The 19,427-nt window shown below is 51.9% G+C and carries 16 protein-coding genes; 2 read left to right on the forward strand and 14 right to left on the reverse strand.

The window, feature by feature from the left end:
• The 6 genes from V3U24_08250 to lepA form a co-directional block, all read right to left on the reverse strand.
• Window positions 1-757: prolipoprotein diacylglyceryl transferase (locus V3U24_08250; protein ID MEE9167433.1), on the reverse strand; the 757-nt coding region annotated here is incomplete at its 3' end.
• Window positions 754-1,623, reverse strand: a complete 870-nt coding sequence (locus V3U24_08255) for a zinc ribbon domain-containing protein (GenBank protein ID MEE9167434.1) — start codon at window positions 1,621-1,623, stop codon at window positions 754-756. The genes V3U24_08255 and V3U24_08250, both read right to left, overlap by 4 nt.
• A gap of 105 nt (window positions 1,624-1,728) precedes the next feature.
• The gene (gene amrA / locus V3U24_08260; GenBank protein MEE9167435.1) at window positions 1,729-2,274 is read right to left on the reverse strand and encodes an AmmeMemoRadiSam system protein A; all 546 of its coding nucleotides are present in this window, start codon (window positions 2,272-2,274) and stop codon (window positions 1,729-1,731) included.
• Window positions 2,271-3,089, reverse strand: coding sequence for an AmmeMemoRadiSam system protein B (gene amrB / locus V3U24_08265; GenBank protein ID MEE9167436.1), 819 nt, complete (start codon window positions 3,087-3,089; stop codon window positions 2,271-2,273). The genes amrA and amrB overlap by 4 nt, the downstream gene beginning before the upstream one ends.
• Before the next feature lie 555 nt (window positions 3,090-3,644).
• Complete coding sequence (locus tag V3U24_08270) at window positions 3,645-4,367, reverse strand: hypothetical protein (GenBank protein MEE9167437.1); 723 nt, start codon at window positions 4,365-4,367, stop codon at window positions 3,645-3,647.
• 111 nt (window positions 4,368-4,478) lie between these two features.
• Window positions 4,479-6,281 carry a translation elongation factor 4 gene (lepA, locus tag V3U24_08275; GenBank protein ID MEE9167438.1) on the reverse strand — a complete coding sequence of 601 codons (1,803 nt, stop codon included), beginning with the start codon at window positions 6,279-6,281 and terminating at the stop codon, window positions 4,479-4,481.
• A gap of 338 nt (window positions 6,282-6,619) precedes the next feature.
• On the opposite strand from lepA, the gene V3U24_08280 reads away from it, so the two are divergent.
• Both V3U24_08280 and V3U24_08285 read left to right on the forward strand, forming a co-directional pair.
• The gene (locus V3U24_08280) at window positions 6,620-8,017 is read left to right on the forward strand and encodes a sodium:alanine symporter family protein (GenBank protein MEE9167439.1); all 1,398 of its coding nucleotides are present in this window, start codon (window positions 6,620-6,622) and stop codon (window positions 8,015-8,017) included.
• On the forward strand, window positions 8,014-8,829 hold the full coding sequence (locus tag V3U24_08285) for an inositol monophosphatase family protein (GenBank protein MEE9167440.1): 816 nt from the start codon (window positions 8,014-8,016) through the stop codon (window positions 8,827-8,829). Before V3U24_08280 ends, V3U24_08285 begins: the two co-directional genes overlap by 4 nt.
• Window positions 8,830-8,966: 137 nt before the next feature.
• On the opposite strand, the gene V3U24_08290 is transcribed toward V3U24_08285, so the two are convergent.
• The 8 genes from V3U24_08290 to V3U24_08325 form a co-directional block, all read right to left on the reverse strand.
• Window positions 8,967-11,081, reverse strand: a complete 2,115-nt coding sequence (locus V3U24_08290; GenBank protein ID MEE9167441.1) for an AIR synthase-related protein — start codon at window positions 11,079-11,081, stop codon at window positions 8,967-8,969.
• An 11-nt stretch (window positions 11,082-11,092) separates the two neighbouring features.
• Window positions 11,093-12,934: an excinuclease ABC subunit UvrC gene (gene uvrC / locus V3U24_08295; protein ID MEE9167442.1), complete on the reverse strand. Its 1,842-nt coding sequence runs from the start codon at window positions 12,932-12,934 to the stop codon at window positions 11,093-11,095.
• Between the two features lie 20 nt (window positions 12,935-12,954).
• Window positions 12,955-13,359 (reverse strand): methylmalonyl-CoA epimerase, encoded by a 405-nt coding sequence (gene mce, locus V3U24_08300; protein ID MEE9167443.1) that lies wholly within the window; start codon window positions 13,357-13,359, stop codon window positions 12,955-12,957.
• 21 nt (window positions 13,360-13,380) lie between these two features.
• Window positions 13,381-14,403 carry a dipeptide epimerase gene (locus V3U24_08305; GenBank protein ID MEE9167444.1) on the reverse strand — a complete coding sequence of 341 codons (1,023 nt, stop codon included), beginning with the start codon at window positions 14,401-14,403 and terminating at the stop codon, window positions 13,381-13,383.
• A gap of 308 nt (window positions 14,404-14,711) precedes the next feature.
• The gene (locus V3U24_08310) at window positions 14,712-15,752 is read right to left on the reverse strand and encodes a DUF1611 domain-containing protein (protein MEE9167445.1); all 1,041 of its coding nucleotides are present in this window, start codon (window positions 15,750-15,752) and stop codon (window positions 14,712-14,714) included.
• A 6-nt stretch (window positions 15,753-15,758) separates the two neighbouring features.
• Window positions 15,759-17,228: an aldehyde dehydrogenase family protein gene (locus V3U24_08315; GenBank protein ID MEE9167446.1), complete on the reverse strand. Its 1,470-nt coding sequence runs from the start codon at window positions 17,226-17,228 to the stop codon at window positions 15,759-15,761.
• 75 nt (window positions 17,229-17,303) lie between these two features.
• Window positions 17,304-18,083, reverse strand: a complete 780-nt coding sequence (locus tag V3U24_08320) for an enoyl-CoA hydratase-related protein (protein ID MEE9167447.1) — start codon at window positions 18,081-18,083, stop codon at window positions 17,304-17,306.
• A 9-nt stretch (window positions 18,084-18,092) separates the two neighbouring features.
• The coding region (locus V3U24_08325) for a potassium transporter TrkG (GenBank protein ID MEE9167448.1) at window positions 18,093-19,427 on the reverse strand (1,335 nt) is incomplete at its 5' end.

Here is a 19,427-nt window from a genome sequence, read left to right on the forward strand (position 1 = left end):
CAAGAGCAATCATTACTAGCGAAACTATCTGGGCACCCGTCAGGCCTAAAAGGTATTCGGTATTCGTTCGGATGAATTCGATGAAGAAGCGTTCCGTCCCCGCAAGTACCAGGTAGATGAAGAACAACATTTCTCCCGGCCTGGTTCGAGTCCTCAATTTCCAGAGAATAACAAAAATGATCAGTCCCATGGTCGTCTCGTACAATTGAGTGGGGTGAACGGGAGTAGTCGTGGGAGGTATACCTTTGGGAAATGCTATGGCCCAGGGGAGTTGGGAGGCCGTTCCGTAGTCATCGCCTACCAGAAAGCAACCGATTCTTCCTATGGCGTATCCGAGAATCAGGAGAGGTGCAAGAATGTTCGCGAACAATAGCCACGATTCACCTCTTCGTTTCAGAAGGATCGTAACGGAGATCAGGCCGCCAAGCAGTCCCCCGAAAAATACAAGACCTGCACCCAAAACCGCGAGCGCCTGGGAGATTCTTCCCCCGTCAAAGGAAAAAACCCCTGCAATCAGATTTCCTAACGCCTGTATGTTCTCCCACCCGGCCCCTCTTTCGATGGCATAGTATATTTTGGAGCCCAGGATTCCACCCACCGTGGCCCAGAATACGATGTCCGCCGCCAGTTCGGGAGACTTCCCTTTTCTCTTCAGTTCATGCAGTAGTAGAAAATAGTTCACGGCGAAAGCGGTCATCAGCATGAAGCCATAGGAGGGAACCCGGATGGGACCGATCTCGAAAAGAAATGGCATCATGAGAGCTGTTTACCGCAACCGGAACAGTAGCTGTCCTCTTTGGCCAGAGTCGCCCCGCATCGGGGACAGAAATTCCCGGCTGCCTTTTCCTTTCTTGCACTTGGGTGGTGTTGGTTCGATCTCCAGAAAATGTACCCGATGATCACGGACAAAACTCCCACTACGGCCAGAGGCTGATAAGTGGGGAGTCTATACCGTAGTAAGGGAATCCCCCCGGTTACACTCGACGAAGAGGCAGTTGCCCCTCCCGGCGATGTATCCAATATCTTCTGGAGGAGGGCAATGCTCAACTCGTCGTTCGGATTGCGATAGGAAAACGAGACGGTTTTTCTCTTTCCCTGAGAGAGGGAGAGCAGATGGACTCGAGAGTAGGTGAGGCCGTGCTCGTCTCTGAAGGTCTGGGCATCCTCGTCAGACAGCAAGAATTCTTCCGCGGCGAGGGGGTGCTGTACAGCAATATGATAGGCATCGAGCGGATGATTGAGGCTAATCTCGAGTTCGCCTTTGCGAAGCTCTCCCGCACCGAAAGGATTATAGTAGAATTCAAGTTGAAACGTTTCTCTAACCAAGGTGGCAGTAACCCATTTCCGACCGCTCCTTTCTTCCACTGCCACCGGCTGAAGATTGTCTTCCGTATAACTCTGGCCAACCGCCAGGGCCCGGTCGACCTCGTCCGGAACGAGAGTCTCGAATTCCAACGGAAGATAGTCACTCTTGATGGTCCCCGTGTATATCACCAGGATTCCGGGACGGTCATATTCTGGCCATATTCCCACCACAAACTCACCAAACGGTGATCCATCGGACGCAAACAGGGCTATATTCGACAAAAGAGTGACGGAAAGGGATTTGCTGACCGCTTTCATCGACCGAGTTTAGACAGTCCCCTAAGGATAATCAACAGAAAAGGAATTGGAGAGTTTCCTTGTACGGGCCGAAGGGCGTCAAAAAAGTGATACTGGTGTGGGAAATTATTCTGAAAAAACGGCAGCGGAGAAACGGTAGATCGCAGTGTCGGGGCTCTTCCATGAATCTGTCGGCAGGCCTGCCTTCAGACAGGCGTGGTCCAGGAATGATTCGACATCCCAACCCTCCTCAGTGGCTACCTGGGGAAGAAGCAGACCCCTTCTGAGGTCCTTTTCTATGATCAGGCCGTCCTCACCAATGCGGATACCCGACGCGGTTTTGACCACTACGGGAGGTGTCAGAATGGAGATTTCAACGGTCAAACGGGCCACCTCCACGGATGAAATGGCAGGGAATCTTGGATCCCGGGTAGCCGCTCCCACGGCGAGGTCGACAATCTCGTCCTGCAGTATGAACAACGGCTCGATCCGGCCCACACAACCTCTCAATTCTCCTTCCTTCCGAAGGGTAACAAACGTTCCTCTTTTTTCGTTTAAGAGTGCATCCTTAGGTTGTGGCTTTGGTGCCTTGCTTCCGCAGATCTCTGCTTCCAGAACCCACCGAGCCAGAGCGAGCGCTTCCTTTTTTCCTCCTTCTGATATCTCCATCATTCCAGCGAGAAAGCTCCCATGGCGCAGTATCCCACAACCTGATCCTTTGGACCCGCAGTATCCCCTGAGTTGCGATAGTCAAGGACTTTCATCGAAGTGTTCTCTCTCCCTCGCATCATGCTCAGGAAGGCCAGGACGGGACCGAACCCGCATGCCTCGACCTGTCCATTTCCGTAGGCATCCCATAGCCCGTCAAGATCCCCCTCCTTCACAAGCTCACAGAATCTGAGATCGATTTCCTTTGCCTTGTGATACTCGTGGTAGTGGGAAAGATCAGAGGAGATGACCATGGGCACATTCTGATCGAAATATTTTGCCAAAATGCCGGCAGCCACATCGATGATCTCCTTCTTCTGGTGTCCCATTACGATGGGGATAACTTCCCAACCTGGTTTAAGAACGTGTTGAAGGAAGGGAAGTTGAACTTCAAGCGAGTGTTCCTGACGAAAGCCCATTTCGGAAATCATGACACCCTTGACACCAGCGAGCTGATCCCGATCAGTCCGGGCGACATTAACCCTTCCCAGAGGCGTCTCCAGGGCGTCTCCCGAATAGATGGAGAGTCCGTGAAACGCCTCGAAGTGACTCGGTGCGAGAATGATGACTTTTTCAAAAGACTTTCCCTCAAGATATTTGTAGGCATGGGCCGCGGTGGGGCCTGAGTAGATATACCCAGCGTGGGGAACAACGATTCCCAGAAGATTTTCACTCCGGGGAGGGGGTGCCCGGTCAAGGTAGGACTGGATTTCTGATGAAAGACCTTCCCGATCACCGGGATAGAACATTCCGGCTGCGGTTGGTCTTCTCGTTGTCATGACATCCAGACGTCAAATTAGAACCGGATATGGAGATTTCCAAATACGGGGACGGTTCTGGATGCATCCTCCGTTTTGTGGCAATTATCCAATCCAAGTATCACCCCAGAAACCTCCCTCCCCCACTTTCTCGCCGTGAGACTATCTTTATCCTCGTTTTGTTTTGTACTTTTTCCCGATAATGTCGAGAAACAATGAAAAGAAACCTGGTTACGAGATTTATTCAGCTACAGGGCGTTCTTCGTGTAGAAAACCTATCACCTGAATTGTCGATCAGCAAAGATGGAACAAATGTTATCTACACGTAAAACACATAGATATGGATTTGCCCCCGTTTTTCCGATGAACAATTCACCGGTTGGTCCCTCCCGGGCGGGAGGTTAACCCCGTCTGTCTGACCGCCAGGGAAGCAGTCCCGAAAGTTTTCGAGACATGCGGCCCGTCCAAGAACCCGCAGAATGAGGGGAAGGGTGATTAATTCACGACTACTCATGAATTAATCGGGTCAACAAACCAGCTATGATAAGGCCACAAGTTTTTGCACATCTGAACGGACTAGCGTGTCGTTAGCTGGAAGACAACTATCAGGTCGTACACCATGTGAGCGTACGCCGTAATTCCGAATCCTCTCTCCACGAAAAGAGCTCCCAGCAGTATTCCGGCAAAAACCCTGTAGAAAAACAAGGGAAGACTGAAAGAATCGGCAAAACTCCCCACAAAATGAAAAGCCGAGAAGAGTCCAGCTGAAATCACCACGGCCATGAGGGTTCGCCAGAACCTGGACCAAAGGAAGACGATCCGGAGAAGGAGTCCTATGACGCCGATAGCAACGACTCTGAAAACGAATTCCTCGTACAATCCAGCTCCGATGGCCAGGAAAACCTGCTGTGACAGATCCCTTCCCGTTGTAAACATCAAAAGTGAGGGAGCGAATTTAAGAATGAGATAAAGGACAAAGCCCCAAAACGTTCCCTCCCCTAACATTCTCAGAAGATATTCACCTCGGACGGATGTGATCCTCCAGTTCTTTTTCTGCCAGAGGAAGACCACGATGAAACCGAGGATGAAGACCACGCTGAGAACATAAACGCCCCAGAAACCGAACACGCCCAAGAATTGCCGCAGAAGCACATCGGCTCCGTTTCTCAGCGTATTCAGCTGATCGTGACTAAGGAACAGGACCATCATTTCGTAAACGGCGAAGAGAGGGAGGGTGAAGACAAAACTGTAAAATGGGGAACGGGAAAGGGAGAAGTATGATGGAGGACGGGCATTCATCTGTTCAAGTGTTCAGGTGTCAGGTGTTTGAGTGCTTGTCAATCTATGTTGTTTTGGACGATCCCACCCGCAATACTTGAACACTTTAAAACGTTAGCACCTTAACACATCCTATTTCTTTTCCACATTGAAAAACGTGAGGAACGCTTCCTGGGGCACCTCCACTCTGCCAATCTGTTTCATGCGCCGTTTCCCCGATTTCTGCTTTTCTCTAAGCTTCCGCTTCCGCGTAATGTCACCTCCGTAGCATTTGGCCGTCACTCGTTTACGAAACGGCGGGATTCTCTCTCGCGCGATCACCCTTGAACCAACAGCGGCCTGAATGACAACCTCAAACAGCTGTCGAGGTATCACCTCTTTCAGGCGGCTGCACAGTTCTCTCCCCTTCCCATAGGCGCTTTTGCGCGTGGAAATCAAGGAGAGGACATCGACAATCTCACCTCCGATAAGAATGTCAAGCTTCTGAAGATCACCGCGCCTGAAACCGACGTATTCATAATCAAACGAAGCGTAGCCCCTGGACACCGACTTCAGCTTATCGTAGAAATCATAGACGATTTCTGACAATGGGAGTTCGTACCTGAGCTGAAGGCGGTCCTTTGAAAAATAGTGGGTGTTCAAATATATTCCTCGCTTTGCCTGACAGAGTTTCATGAGGGACCCGATGTATTCCGACGGACTGATGATTTCGGCAATTATGAAGGGTTCCCGAATCTCTTCAATTTCTTCCTGGGGAGGAAGACTGGTTGGATTCTCAATTTCCACACTTTGGCCATTTTTCTTCTTTACCTGATAGCGGACGTTGGGAACCGTGACCAAAAGATTCAGGTCAAACTCCCTTTCCAACCGTTCTTTCACAACTTCCATATGAAGAAGCCCCAGAAAGCCGCATCTAAAGCCAAATCCAAGCGCCGCGGATGACTCCGGCTCGAACACAAAGGAGGCATCGTTCAGTCTGAGTCTCTCACCGGCCTCTCTCAATCGCTCATAGTCCTCGCTATCCGCAGGAAAAAGTCCGGAAAAGATCATGGGCTTGATTTCTTTGTACCCCGGAAGGGGAAGAGATGCCGGATTCTCTTTTGTTGAGAGTGTATCCCCGACCCGAAGCTCACTCACATCCTTCACGCCGACCACCACATACCCCACGTCACCGACTTCCAATCTCTTCGCGGGGACCCGCTTCAGAATAAAATGTCCCACCTCAGTAATTTCGTGCTGGATCTGTTGAGACATGAATGTGGCTGTCATCCCCGGTTCGAATGCGCCGTCAAAAACGCGTATGTACGGAATGGCACCTCTATAACTGTCAAAGGTGGAATCGAAGATGAGTGCCCGCGTTGCTTCACCCGGATTATCCTCGGGAGGAGGGATCCTCTCGAGGATGGCGGGAATGATCCGGTCCGTCCCCTCTCCTGTCTTTGCACTGACCAGAAGAATCTCCTCCGGACTGCAGTTTATTAAGTCTACAACCTGGTCCGATACCTCGTTGACTCGCGAGGTGGAGAGATCAATCTTGTTGAGCACCGGAATCACCGTCAAACCGTTCTCCAGTGCCAGTAAGGCATTGCTTACGGTCTGCGCTTCCACTCCCTGGGCCGCGTCCACGAGAAGGATTGCCCCCTCACACCCTGCGAGCGCCCGGGACACTTCATACGAAAAATCTACATGCCCTGGAGTATCGATTAGGTTAAGAATATAGGTTTCCCCGGTGGGCGTGGAATATGACATCTGGATAGGGTGACTCTTGATGGTGATGCCGCGTTCCCGTTCCAGGTCCATGTCATCCAGGACTTGATCCTTCATATCACGCGAAGAAATGGTGTCAGTGATCTCCAGAAGCCGGTCTGCCAGAGTGGATTTTCCGTGATCGATGTGAGCAATAATGCTGAAGTTTCGAACGAATCGCGCATTCATTATGAGGAATTTAGCTGCACCAACCGGGGGAATCAAAGCACGGTTGTTCTTTCTTCCCAGAATCATCTGAGACTTCGTTTTTCTATACATAGCCCATTTGTTGATAGATTTCAATCTATCCAGTGAACAGGCACTATTTCTTCTTGTCGTTTTCTATACGACTGAGAAAAACGCGAGAAAGACTCACGCCCTGGATAACCCCACGCTTAAACGGGCCGTTTCAATTTGACTAAATCTCGGCGATGTCGTAAACTCTTCGCCTACCGTAACCCGCCAGCCAGAAAGACAGCAAGATTGAGTGAGTGGCGATTCCCGATCGGCGGAGGACAAGATCTATCATGCCTGAGAACCTCGGAGACATCCTTACTCGGTGGACGTCAACGTTCAGCGGGTGGATTTCCATACCGCTCATCGTGATTCTCCTTGGAACGGGCATTCTGGTATCCATCCGGTTGCGCTGGATTCAGTTGAGGAAACTCAACCACAGCTTCGACGTGATTGGGGGAAAATATGACAATCCGGAGGATGAGGGTGATGTCACGCATTTCCAGGCTCTTTCCGCGGCTCTGTCAGCCACCATTGGGATAGGGAACATCGCAGGGGTAGCCCTTGCGGTTCGCCTCGGGGGCCCCGGTGCCCTTTTCTGGATGTGGGTTACGGCTGTTTTGGGCATGGCTTTGAAGTTTTCCGAATGTACCCTGAGTCACCACTTCAGGATCATTCACGAGGACGGTTCAGCATCGGGAGGACCCATGTATTACATCGAGAAGGGCCTCGGTCCCAGGTGGAAGCCCCTGGCCATCGCTTTTGCCTCGCTTGCCGTGACATGTTCCTTTTGTACGGGAAATATGAATCAGGCGAACACCATCGCCCAGACTTTCAGCACCTACAACGTTCCGTCGTGGGCGGCCGGTGCTATTATTGCCTTCATGGTGGGGCTCGTCATTATTGGCGGAATCAAGCGCATCGCCGCGGTTGCAAGTCGTCTTGTTCCAACCATGGCGCTACTGTATGTGGGAAGCGCCATCCTCGTTTTGTTGATAAACTACACGAAGGTTATTCCTGGAATCACATCCATTTTTCGCGAGGCGTTTTCTCTGAAGGCCGGTTGGGGAGGTCTCATAACCGTTATGATGTGGGGCGTGCGCAGGGGACTCTATTCAAATGAAGCGGGGCAGGGATCGGCACCCATCGCCCACGCCGCGGCCAAGACCAAGGAGTCAGTCCGTGAGGGAGTGGTTGCCCAGATAGGCCCTTTTGTGGATACCCTTGTCGTTTGCACTATGACGGGCCTCATGATCCTCACAACAGGGGTCCTTGACACTACTGATCTTACGGGTGCCCAGCTAACCAGAGAGGCTTTTCGTTTAGGTTTTTCATTCGCCCCCGAGATTGGAAGCTTCATCGTGAACGCTTCCGTTTTGCTGTTCGCTTATTCAACCATGGTCGCGTGGAGCTACTACGGCGACAGATCCATAGAGTATCTTTTGGGACCTCAGGCCGTTCGACCTTACAGGTGGTTCTACGTCTTCTTCAATTTCCTGGGAGCAATTCTTCCTCTGGCGTTCGTGTGGAACTTCGGGGACATCGCCCTGAGTCTCATGACAATCCCTAATCTGATTGGCGTCATTTTCCTCACCGGCACCTTGAAGACGATGACCAATGATTACTTCTCACGCCAGCATTTGACATACCAGGACTATCTTCGCCAGAAGGGCCAGGAACTGTCGGAGTGACTCCCACCAAAAAGGAGCTACTTCACGTCGCCCTCACCGCCGCCAGAAAGGCGGCTGAGTTCATACGCCAGGAGTCTCACAAGGTCCACAGGGTGGATTTCAAGGGGACCTCCGATCTCGTCACCAGGGTGGACCGTGGGTCGGAACAAATCATTCTCGATCAGCTGGAGCGCCATTTCCCGGATCATGGTATTCTCACTGAAGAATCAGATGGGAAGGCGGGAGAATCGGCCTACAGATGGATTGTTGACCCCCTTGACGGAACCACGAATTTCGTACACAGATACCCTTTCTATGCCGTGTCCATAGCCGTACACTTTGAGGACACCCCTATCGTTGGAGTCATTGCCGACGTTTATCATCGGCAGACCTACTGGGCCACTGAGGGTGGTGGAGCTTTCCGGGATGGAGAATCAATGGCCGTCTCCCGTACGAGAAAGCTGGAGCACGCGATCCTTTCCACCGGATTTCCTTATGTCCACGATGAGGTGTGGGCAAGAAATTTCGACTATTTAAGGGTTCTCAAAGACAAAAGCCAGGGTGTTCGACGGGGAGGTGCGGCGGCCATCGACCTTGCTTTCGTTTCGTGCGGGTGGCTGGATGGGTTCTGGGAATTCGGACTTAAGCCGTGGGATCAGGCTGCGGGAGCACTAATGGTGCAGGAGGCCGGAGGACGGGTATCGAGAGCCAACGGACCGGAATTCTCGGTATTCGACCCTGAGATCGTCGCAACCAACGGATACCTTCATGAAGAAATTCTGAGAGCAATGAAAAGTGTGACTGCGGAGGCTAAGGTTCGAAAAAGAAAATAAGAACATTCAGTTATTCATCAATGCTACGTCTTGCCCGCCTGAATGACAAAGTCGGGCAGGCAGATCCAACCAAAAGAGTCTTTGTCTTTTCCTGTCCTTTCCTTAGCCTAAGCCTTAGCCTGAGTCTCACCCTTAGCCTAAGGAATTTTCTTGGCGTTCAGGGAAATGTGTTTTCTCAATTTGTCAACCTCAAGCCGAATCCAATCGTTGAACGAGAAAATTCCATCCCCCGTCACCCGACCTATCGTGGTGCACGACACTCCTATTCGCATACAGAGACGTTCAATTTCAATGAGGGAATCCTCATGGATAGTAAGAATAAATAACCCCTGTGTTTCACCAAAAAGCAGTTCTTCGTCACTGATCTTGCTGCTCATATGAATTCTGGCTCCAACCCCTTCGGGGGATACCACCAGGCTGTGTGCAAGAGCCACAGCCAATCCACCCGTGGAAACGTCCCGGGCCGACCTGATGAGTCCAACCTTGTTCATCACCAGAATGATCTCGTGGATTCTCTGTTCCATTCCTGCATCCTGTGTTGGAGGAGGGGCATCCATTCGATTTCCCACCATTCTGGAATACTCTGAACCTCCCAACTCCCCTCTGTGACTTCCCAACATCAGGACGAAATCTTCAGGGTCCCGGAAACTGGGTGACATGAACCGATTCTCGTCTTCCATCAGCCCCACCACACCTGCCAAAGGGGTCGGAATCGACTTCGCGGCCCAAAAATGAACACTCTTGTTCACCACTGGAATCCTCAGTACGCGACAGGCTTCACGAACACCGGCCACCATTTCACTGAACGAATGGAATTCTTCTGGATCTTGAAGATCACCGACTCCAAAGCTTACCACAGCCCCCTTCGGATTTGCCCCTCTGCAGACCACTTTCCTGGCCCCGCTCATGATCGCACGTTTACCACCTGTTCTTGGGTCCAGAGAGGCGATCCTGCCCGATCCCCACGACCGGAATACGACAGAGTCGCGGGAATTTGTCTGGTCTGAGGGTGGATTCTTCACGTCGAATGAGTTGAGGCATATTCTGCTTTTCTCATCGGCCAGCACGTTTGCTACGGCAAGAAGTTCCAACAGAGGTAAGTTCCATGACTTATTCTTTTTCGTAGTAACAGACTTTACTTCTTGAGTCTCCGCCGGATTCCCGGCTCCTTTCCGTGCCAGTTCGTGCCAGGGAGTTTCTGGGCGTTCCCGAAACACCGCCAGAGGAATGGAGCAATACTTCTTCCTCCCGTGCCGGATGTCGAACGTACCTCTCCCGTTTACCTTGCCCATGGGAACGCAGTCCACGCCACGTTCCCGGCAGATAGTCTTCAACTCCTGCTCAAAACCTCGATTGATGACGGCGATGAATCGTCCCGTTTCTTGCGAAAGCGCCCTCTCGCTCAATTTCAACACATCACCTCCTGTGGCAATCTTGTTTAAGTTCAGGGAAATGCCTGATCCGCCTCTGAGTGCCAGTTCGACGCAGGCGAGGGCAACACCCCCGAGGGATGCGGGCTGCATGGCAATGAGATAGGGCCTGGCAGCCAGTTCTTCACACACCTGAACCATGGCATCTTCCCACGTATGATGAGGCGTGGAATCTACGGTTTCTCGACTTTTTCGCCTGAGCAGGAACAAGGCGCTTCCCTCACCCAACGCCTCTGGAGAGATGACCGTGTCTTCGTTGATCCACCCCAGAACAACCGCATGGAAAAGCAATTGGGTGCTGTAACCTTCGTCGAATATTTCTTGTGACAGGGCGACCGGGATATGGAGACGACTAGCGGACGATTTCGCCCCTTTCGAAACAAGCCTCACCATTTTCTTCGTGCCCCTCTGGCTGATTATGCCAACGAACCTGGAGTAATAAAGTGACATAGGGCGGGCCCCCAGAGCCATGATCTCGCCTGAAGCGCGACGAATACACCCCGCGACCGCCTGCTCCGCGTCCTCACCCTTCTGAAGACCGCAGGAGGAGATTTTGACCACAAGAGCACGGTTATTTCCCATGTCCAGCGGTCCGGGACCGGCGGATCCCTGTACCAGTTCGTGGCTCCGCTGAATCTCGGGAAGCGAATTAAGGACAGCGGTAGCAGATTTCCACGAATAGGGTTCACTCCAGTAGAAAGCCAGGACTCTCATCTCCGAAAACGTGGGGATGCGGCCGAGAGCGGTGGAAATTGTGGAAAACTCGGCTTTCGAAAGACCGTATTTCGTGGCGAGTTCAGGCGTGACTTCCGGTTGACTCACAGCAATCTCATTCAAGAGCTCGTTGTTGTGGATTTCGCCATGGATATTATTTCGTCGGCGATTCTCACTCCCACACTCGCTTTCTCACACACTTCGGTGGTGGACGCCTCGGCGATGGCCTCCACATTGTCAAAACTGCCCAGGAGCCTCTTCCGCGTCACCGGTCCGACCCCCCTTATTTCTTCAAAGATCGACCGGGTGACCGTCTCTTTCCGTTGCTGTCGGTGAAAGGTGACAGCAAACCGATGGGCTTCATCCCGAATACGGCGAAGAAGTGTAAGTCCCGGAGAGGATTTGGGAATTGACTGAGGTTCCGAGTAGCCCGGTAGATAGATTTCCTCCAGTCGCTTTGCCAGCCCGACAACGGGAATGTAGGTCAATCCCAGAACCTGCAACGCCGAAACTGCCATCCCCAGTTGCCCCTTCCCTCCGTCAACCAGTATGAGATCGGGCATGGTCGCATTTTCACTCTTAAGACGCGTGTACCTGCGAAACACTACTTCGCGGATCATGGCAAAATCATCGATTCCTCTGACGGATTTGATTTTGTACTTACGATATTCCCGTTTCTCCGACGCGCCGTCCACAAAGCTCACCATGGAACCTACAGGATTCGTTCCGTGAAGCGCTGAAATATCGAAAGCCTCGATGCGCCGCGGTGGCACTGACAGCCTCAAGTCGCTCTGCAATCGTTGAACCATCCCCGGAACCAACTCTTTTCTTCTTTTCCGGCGCCTTCGATACTCTTCCAGGAGAAGATCTGCGTTTTGCTCTCCCATGCGCAGGAGCCTGACCTTCTCCCCACGCCTGGGAACCGTGAGATAGACTCTCTTATTTCTCTTTCTCTCCAACCATTCGGTTATGGCATCAACATCTCGCGGCAGCTCGCGAACGATGATTTCCCTGGGCACAAAATCGGCATCCATGTAGAATTGACGTATGAAATCGTGAACTGCCTGTCTGAGATTATCCTCTTCCACCCCCAGCAAATAGACCTTCTCCCGGCTCATCACTTTTCCGTTTCTGAGACGAATCACAGCGGCACAGGCATCCTTGTCCCGTACCGACAGAGCGATGATGTCCTTGTCGTCGAAAGTGGCTGAGACTTTTCTCTGCCGGTTCGAGAATGTCTCAACGGCTCTCAACTGGTCCCGAAAGCGAGCAGCTTCCTCGTATTTTCTCGCCTCGGAAGCTGCCTCCATCGTCGCCTTCAAATCCTTGATGATGCTGTCTGTCCTGCCGTGAAGGAACCGGACAACATTGTGAACCATCCCGTTGTATGCTTCCCGGGAAACCAGTCCTTCACACGGCCCTCGGCATTTCTTGATATGGTAATCGAGACAAACTGAATGCTTGTTTTGTTCAATTGACTCTTTATTTATGTAGTAATCACAACTTCTTATAGGAAATACCTTGTGTATTACTTTAAGAGTTTTTCGCAGTGTTTTCACTTCTGTGTAAGGCCCAAAATAGTTAGAGCCGTCCTTCACAATTCTTCTGGTAAGAAGGACCTGAGGGTACGGTTCACGGGTAATCCGGATGTAGGGAAAGGACTTGTCGTCCTTCAGACTCACGTTATACTTGGGTGCGTGTTTCTTTACCAGATTTGCCTCTGCGAGAAGGGCTTCCACCTCACTGCTGGTAACTATCCACTCCAGGTCTCTTGTTCTGCGGACGAGCGAGTATAATCTGGGATTACTTGGAAGGTTCTTCTGAAAATAGCTTCTTACCCTGTCCCTCAAGACCTTAGCCTTACCGATGTAAAGGATTTTTCCACTGCCGTCCTTGAGCATGTAAACACCAGGTTTTTGCGGTACCTGGCGAATCTTCTCCTCAAGGCGATGATTTCTCACGTGTCAGACCCGATCACCGCTCACGATAGTTCGCAGAGCTCCACGAGGACGCCCCCTGTGCTCTCGGGATGTATGAACGTATAACGATAGCCCCCGGATCCCGTACGAGGTCTCTCAGCTACCAGGCGTATTCCCATTTCCTGTAATTCTTTTATGGCGGACTCGATGTCCTCCACTCCCAGGCAAAGATGATGAAGGCCTGGACCTTTATTCTTGAGGAAATTCTTCACGGGGGAGTCATTCCCATGCCCGGTCAGAAGTTCCACTTTCCCCTGACCCGTGTCGTAAATTCCAATCGTTACGCCTTCAGATTCCACCACTTCGGTCGATCGATGGGGAATGCCGAGAACGTCCCTCCAGAAAGGCGCAGTTTCCTCAAGTGAATCGGTGGCAATGGCCACGTGCTCAATACTCAGAATCTTCATCGGTTTCTCCCTCAAGTCAAGTTATGTGACGGTCCTCCTCAATTCGACTCCCAGACCCGGTATGGAGGGCAGCAAGAGCTTTCCCTCTTCAACGTTAACACCTTCATAAGGATCGTTCTCGATCAAAAGGTTACCGTCCAGATCTGCGTAGTCCACAAGAGGAGAAAGATGGGCTGCGGCCGTCGTGGCAATGGAGGTTTCAACCATACATCCCAGCATGACCTCAAGATTCATCTCTCTGGCGATTTCGATCATGCGGGATGCCTCCCGAAGGCCCCCACACTTCATAAGTTTGATATTGACGCCATGAAAGGCGTCTGCGATGATGGGGATGTCCCTGGAATCCAGACAGTTCTCATCCGCGATGATCTTCAAGGGTGATCCTTCCTTCAATATCGAAGTTTCGTCGAGTTTTCCAGCGGGAAGGGGCTGCTCGACGAATTCGACATTTTTCGTGGAGAGCCAGTCACACATTCTCTGTGCTTCGTCGAGACTCCATCCCTCGTTGGCGTCAACCCGAATAAGCTTGTCTGTGGACATCCGAACTGTCTCTATTATCTTTTCATCTCGGTCGCTTCCAAGCTTCACCTTCAGTATGGGAAAGGGAGCCGCTTCCTCCACCTTCTGGCGGATTAGGTCGATCCTGTCAATGCCGATGGTGAACGATGTTAAAGGAGTGTTCTGCGGCCTGCCGCCAAATCGGGAGCAAAGCGGGATTCCTTCGATTTTTCCCCAGAGATCATGGGCCGCCACATCGAAAGCAGCCTCCAGCGCTTTCACTCCCCGGCATTTTGGCAGAAGCAGATCGAGCATGCCATCGAGGGTATCCGGCTCATCCACCCTTCCCAGAGTGAGTTCTTTCAAAACCTCCATGAAGCGTTCGAACGGCTCATGGTATCTGTCGGACGGCACGGCCTCTCCCACCCCCGTAATGCCATTCCTTGTGAGAAAGATGAAGACGATGTCATAGAAGTCTGTGGAGCTCCGGGAAATCGTGAAAGGATGGCGAAGGTGAATCCTGTAGGTGGAATAATGAAAATCCATTGAACAAATGTAGTGATGAGTTCCTGAGAAAGTCCAGACTGGTCAGATTGCTGGATGGGGGTAAAATCTAGTGGCGATTGTCGAATCTGAAATAGTACCCCAGGGACTATCATCCCACACTCCCGTCAACCAGACACATTCTCGTCGTGGGATCATTTGGAGCGTCGTTTTGTTCCGTACTTTGTGCCAACAGAATCGGGAAAAGTGAGAAGAGAATCAGGTTCGTGACTCAAGTGTGGGGCGTACGTTGTGCCCATTCAAATCCGATCAACTACTGAGTACAATAAAACTACAAATTGGTACATGTTTTACGCAGGGAGATCCTCTGAGAACTCAAGAATCTTTGCTGCGACGGTCTCGCCGCCAAACCGGAAAAAATCAGCGGCGGGAATACCATAGTCTCTTGCGTATGTTTTGACGGTCTCCATGGCCAACGTCTCTGTCATATTCTGCGTGATCAAGCTCACCCCGACGAACCGGGACGGCTTAAACGGCATGGTGAGTTTGAGATAGAGATCCATTATTTCACCAGCGGGAAACATGGGGTGACCGAACGAATCAGTAACCCGGCCCGGTTCATGGCAGAGCACCATCAGATCTGGCATGGTCCCGTGCAAAAGACCGAGGGTGACCCCTGAGTACGCCTGGTGAGTCAGGCTGCCCTGACCTTCCACGATAGCAAAATCGTTCTCTTTCACCGCTTTATCGATTTCGGCCTCCACAACTCCGGAAATGAAATCACCCTTCACGGCATCCACGGCTACCCCATAACCACCCAAGAGTAGACCAGTCTGACCCGTGCCAACAAAACCGACGCGCTTTCCCCTCTTTTCCAGAAGTTCTTTGATCTCCCAGGCGGTGGTCATCTTTCCCGTGTTGCAGTCGGTACCTACGGTCATCAAAACGGGTTTTTCGCGGTTTTGCCACGATCCCTCCAGGAACGGCAAGATGTCTGGGGGTCTCCTCAGGTCCACAATCGTTACTCCGTGCCGGGAGGCGAGTGATGAGAATTCGGGATCGTCAGAAAGATAACGGTGCAGGCCGCTTATGATATCCAGGTTACTCTTGATGGCAAATGTGATCCATCCCCTCCAGGCTGCTGGGAGTTCACCCCCCGGTGGAGCGATCCCGATCAACAGGGTGTTGGGCGAGTATGCTAACGCTTCGCGGATATCCGGCACGATGGGTGCGTCACTCCCCCATCCGAGCACCTCCCGTGCAGTCATGCCGGCCGTGTAGGAATCGATGACACAAACGGCTTCTTCGGGACGATAACGAAGAATCGCATTCCCCGTCTTTGAGGTAACGTAATCAAAGTTGCCGTCGGCCAGGATTGCATACCGTCTCACCGGAATTTAGCCGTTCCGTAGTTTCACGACAGCCCGGAAACTTTTCTTCACTCCGTGGGACACGGGGAACCACCACGGTTCTTTCTTCAGTCCTAACCGATCCTCACACACCGATTTGATCTGGGCAAAACCACGAATGCCTTCGATGCCCTGGAGGCGGCCTATGCCGCTCACACCTACTCCCCCGAATGGCAACTCCGCACAGAGATAATTCGACAGAGCATCATTGATGCAAACGTTTCCTGCCTTAATATTTCCTGCCATCATCCGTGCCTTTCGCATATCATTCGTGAAGATGGAAGCGTTCAATCCATAGTCCAGCGAATTCGCTCTCTCAAGGGCCTCGTGGGCGCCCCTGACTGTGCTGATCGCTATGACCGGGCCGAATGTCTCATAACGCATGAGGTCCATGGATTCATCCACATCAACGGCGATCACGGGCCCCATATAGACTCCATCAAGCTTCTTGACGGAATCTCCGCCAACGAGGAACGTGGCTCCCTTTTCGCTGGCATCGGCAAGCTGCGATCTCACTTTTTCGGCCTGGAACCCGGTCGTCATGGCTCCCAGATCGGTTTCGGCCTCACCGGGTCCCCATCTCACTTCCTGTGCGAGCTCTTTCACCCGGCCTATGAAAGGTTCCGCCACTGATTCTTCCACGTACACCCTCTCAACGGAAATGCAGGTTTGACCGGCATTGTGAAAACCGCCCCACACGGTGGCCCTTGCAGCCCGTTCAATGTCCGCATCCTCCAGCACAATGAGCGAATCCTTCCCTCCAAGCTCGAGAATAGCAGGTTTGAGTTGTTCTGCACACGCCACGCCAATCTTCCGGCCCACTTCCACGCTTCCAGTGAAACATATGAGGTCCACACGCGGGGACCTGACCACCTTTTCGCCCACCTCTCCAGCTCCCACAACCACCTGAAAAATGTCCCCTGGAAAGCCTGACTCATCGAATATTTCCTTCAATTTGAGGGCGGTAAGGGGAGTAAACTCCGATGGCTTGAGCAGGACGCCATTGCCCACGATAAGTGCCTGCACGGCCGGACCGGCGAGGAGTATCAGGGGATAGTTCCATGGAGAAATGATACCCGCTACGCCGTAAGGATGGTAGTGCACATACCCTCGTTTCGTCCTTAATAAGCCGATCCTCCTCCTTTCCCGGGAGAGTGCGGATGGACCGCTTCTCGATACGAACCGCATCATTTCAGAAGTGGTCATGATCTCTATAATTCCCTCGAACTCGGTCTTGCCGGTTTCGCTCCTCACGACGTCCATCATTTCATCCATTCTGGAGACGAGATGTTTACGGGCACCCGTGATGGCCCGCGCCCGTTCCCTGAGACCCATTTCTTGCCACTGTTCCAGCCCTCCCCTGATGACATCAACCTTTGACTCGATTTCTTCATCAGTAGCTTCAGGGAGGGTCGCAAGAAGCTCATTCGTGACCGGGTTAACGCAACTGAGAGTCATGCTCCGTTTTCTCCACGAGTTTGTACCGGGTTCCGCCATACGGTCTGGTCTGCGGTGTATGTAGTCAAACAGTATCTACTCTCTGCGCCGGAAATCAGGTTTTCTCTTCTCAATGAATGCCTGAGTCCCCTCTTTCTTTTCCGGTGTACTGAAAGAGATGCCGAACAGGGAGGCTTCCTGGGCCATGCCATCCTTTGGAGCCTTTCCCAGACCTTGCCGGATGGCTTCCAGGGAAAGTTTAACCGCCTCCGGACTCCTTTTCAATATGGATTGTGCAATCTCCCTGGCCTTTCCAAGAAGCTGTCCCGGAGGAACCAGATGATTTACAAGTCCACATTCTTTCACTTCTTGAGCCGAGATCGTCTCACCTGATGTGATCATTTCCATCGCTTTTCCTATTCCTATCACTCTTGGGAGTCTCAGGGTCCCACCCCACCCGGGAATGATGCCGAGATTCACTTCCGGCTGTCCAAAGCGTGCGTTTTCTGAGGCGATCCGTATGTGGCACGCGAGGGCAATTTCGCACCCACCCCCGAGAGCGTAGCCGTTGACGGCAGCGATCACCGGCTTCGGGAACCATTCGATCAGCAGGGTGAGGTCTTGCCCTTTCCGGGAAAATTCGAGGGCCTCTGCGGGACCGAGGGGTGCTATTTCCCTGATATCAGCTCCCGCAATGAATGCCCTCACCCCTTCACCCGTTAGAATGACGACGCCCACCGTGTCATCGTTCCTCAAATCGCGAAAGGCCCTTTTGAGGGCCTCGATCGTCTCCTGGGTAAGGGCATTTAGTACTTCAGGTCGGTCAACGGTAATCAGGGCGCACCCATCCGTTGTTTCGATTCTTACATCAGCCATTTTTCCCTCCTAATATCGTCTCCAAAAACCAGGACTAAAGAGTATGATAACGGTAAAAACTTCCAACCTGCCCAGAAGCATACAGAACGAGAGGAGCCATTTAGCAAACACGGGAAGATGGGCATAATTGGATGATGGTCCCACCGATCCGAGACCAGGACCTATGTTTCCGATGCAGGCCGCAGTGGCCCCAAAGGCTGAGACGAGGTCAATATTCGATGCCGTGAGAATAACGGAGACCGTGACGAATATTATGACATAGAAGAGTGTAAAACCCAGCGTGTGGCGAATGACCTCTTCGGAAAGTGATCGTTCACCGATCCTGACAGGGATAACCGCCCTGGGGTGAAGTAATCTTTTCATTTCGGACAGAGTGTATTTGAAAACAACCATGACCCGGGCAATTTTGATTCCGCTTCCAGTGGAACCCGAACTTCCCCCAAAAAACATGAGAAGGAGCATGACAATCTGGGCAAATGCTCCCCATAAAACATAGTCGGCTGTTCCGTACCCTGTGGTAGTCAGAATGGAAACGACCTGGAAGAGCGAATCCCGGAACAGCTTATGGCTGATATACCCATAGGTGGCCACATTGTTGACGGTTATCAAGAAGGCGAATAGAAGAACGATAGCGGCGTAGAACCGGAACTCACCATCCTTGAAGTAGTTATTAACTCCCCCGGTGATTGCCCGCCAGTGAAGGCTAAAATTGACTCCTGCCAGGAACATGAAAATGACAAATACGTATTGCACGTAGGCACCGTCGAAATGAGCAATATTGGCGTTCTTGGTCGAGAATCCCCCCGTGGCCATCGTTGTGAACGTATGACATATTGAATCAAACAGTGAGAGCCCCCCGGCAGAAAGAAGAATGGTTTCAACGACGCTAATTCCAAAATAGACAAGCCACAAAAGCTTCGCCGTTTCTCTTACACGCGGTCTTATCTTGTCCTTGACAGGGCCGGGGACTTCCGCTCTAAAGAGCTGGACGCCACCCACTCCCAATAGAGGAAGAATAGCAATACTGAACACAATGATGCCCATCCCCCCAATCCACTGGATAAAGCTCCTCCAGAAGAGGACTCCATGAGAGAGACTCTCGATTCCATTGGCGAGGTGAGGGAGCGTTTGAGGATTTCCGACGATGGTAGCTCCAGTTGTGGTAACACCGGACATGGATTCAAAAAAGGCGTCGGTGACATTGGGTATCGCCCCCGTGAGAAAGAAAGGAAGGGCACTGAATAGTGATACCAAGACCCACGTAAAGGTTACCACAGCAAATCCATCTTTCACTTTCAGCTGTATCCTTCCGCGGGTAAGAAACCAGACGGGAGCCCCTATGAT

Source organism: Candidatus Neomarinimicrobiota bacterium (assembly GCA_036476315.1).
Taxonomy (GTDB): Bacteria; Fidelibacterota; Marinisomatia; order Marinisomatales; family S15-B10; genus JAZGBI01.

Bases quoted from the DNA above. Each gene is read 5' to 3' on its own strand.
- V3U24_08255 (MEE9167434.1), bottom strand. From the start codon at position 1,623: ATGAAAGCGGTCAGCAAATCCCTTTCCGTCACTCTTTTGTCGAATATA.
- amrA (MEE9167435.1), bottom strand. From the start codon at position 2,274: ATGATGGAGATATCAGAAGGAGGAAAAAAGGAAGCGCTCGCTCTGGCT.
- amrB (MEE9167436.1), bottom strand. From the start codon at position 3,089: ATGACAACGAGAAGACCAACCGCAGCCGGAATGTTCTATCCCGGTGAT.
- V3U24_08270 (MEE9167437.1), bottom strand. From the start codon at position 4,367: ATGAATGCCCGTCCTCCATCATACTTCTCCCTTTCCCGTTCCCCATTT.
- lepA (MEE9167438.1), bottom strand. From the start codon at position 6,281: ATGAATGCGCGATTCGTTCGAAACTTCAGCATTATTGCTCACATCGAT.
- V3U24_08280 (MEE9167439.1), top strand. From the start codon at position 6,620: ATGCCTGAGAACCTCGGAGACATCCTTACTCGGTGGACGTCAACGTTC.
- mce (MEE9167443.1), bottom strand. From the start codon at position 13,359: ATGAAGATTCTGAGTATTGAGCACGTGGCCATTGCCACCGATTCACTT.
- V3U24_08305 (MEE9167444.1), bottom strand. From the start codon at position 14,403: ATGGATTTTCATTATTCCACCTACAGGATTCACCTTCGCCATCCTTTC.
- V3U24_08315 (MEE9167446.1), bottom strand. From the start codon at position 17,228: ATGACTCTCAGTTGCGTTAACCCGGTCACGAATGAGCTTCTTGCGACC.
- V3U24_08320 (MEE9167447.1), bottom strand. From the start codon at position 18,083: ATGGCTGATGTAAGAATCGAAACAACGGATGGGTGCGCCCTGATTACC.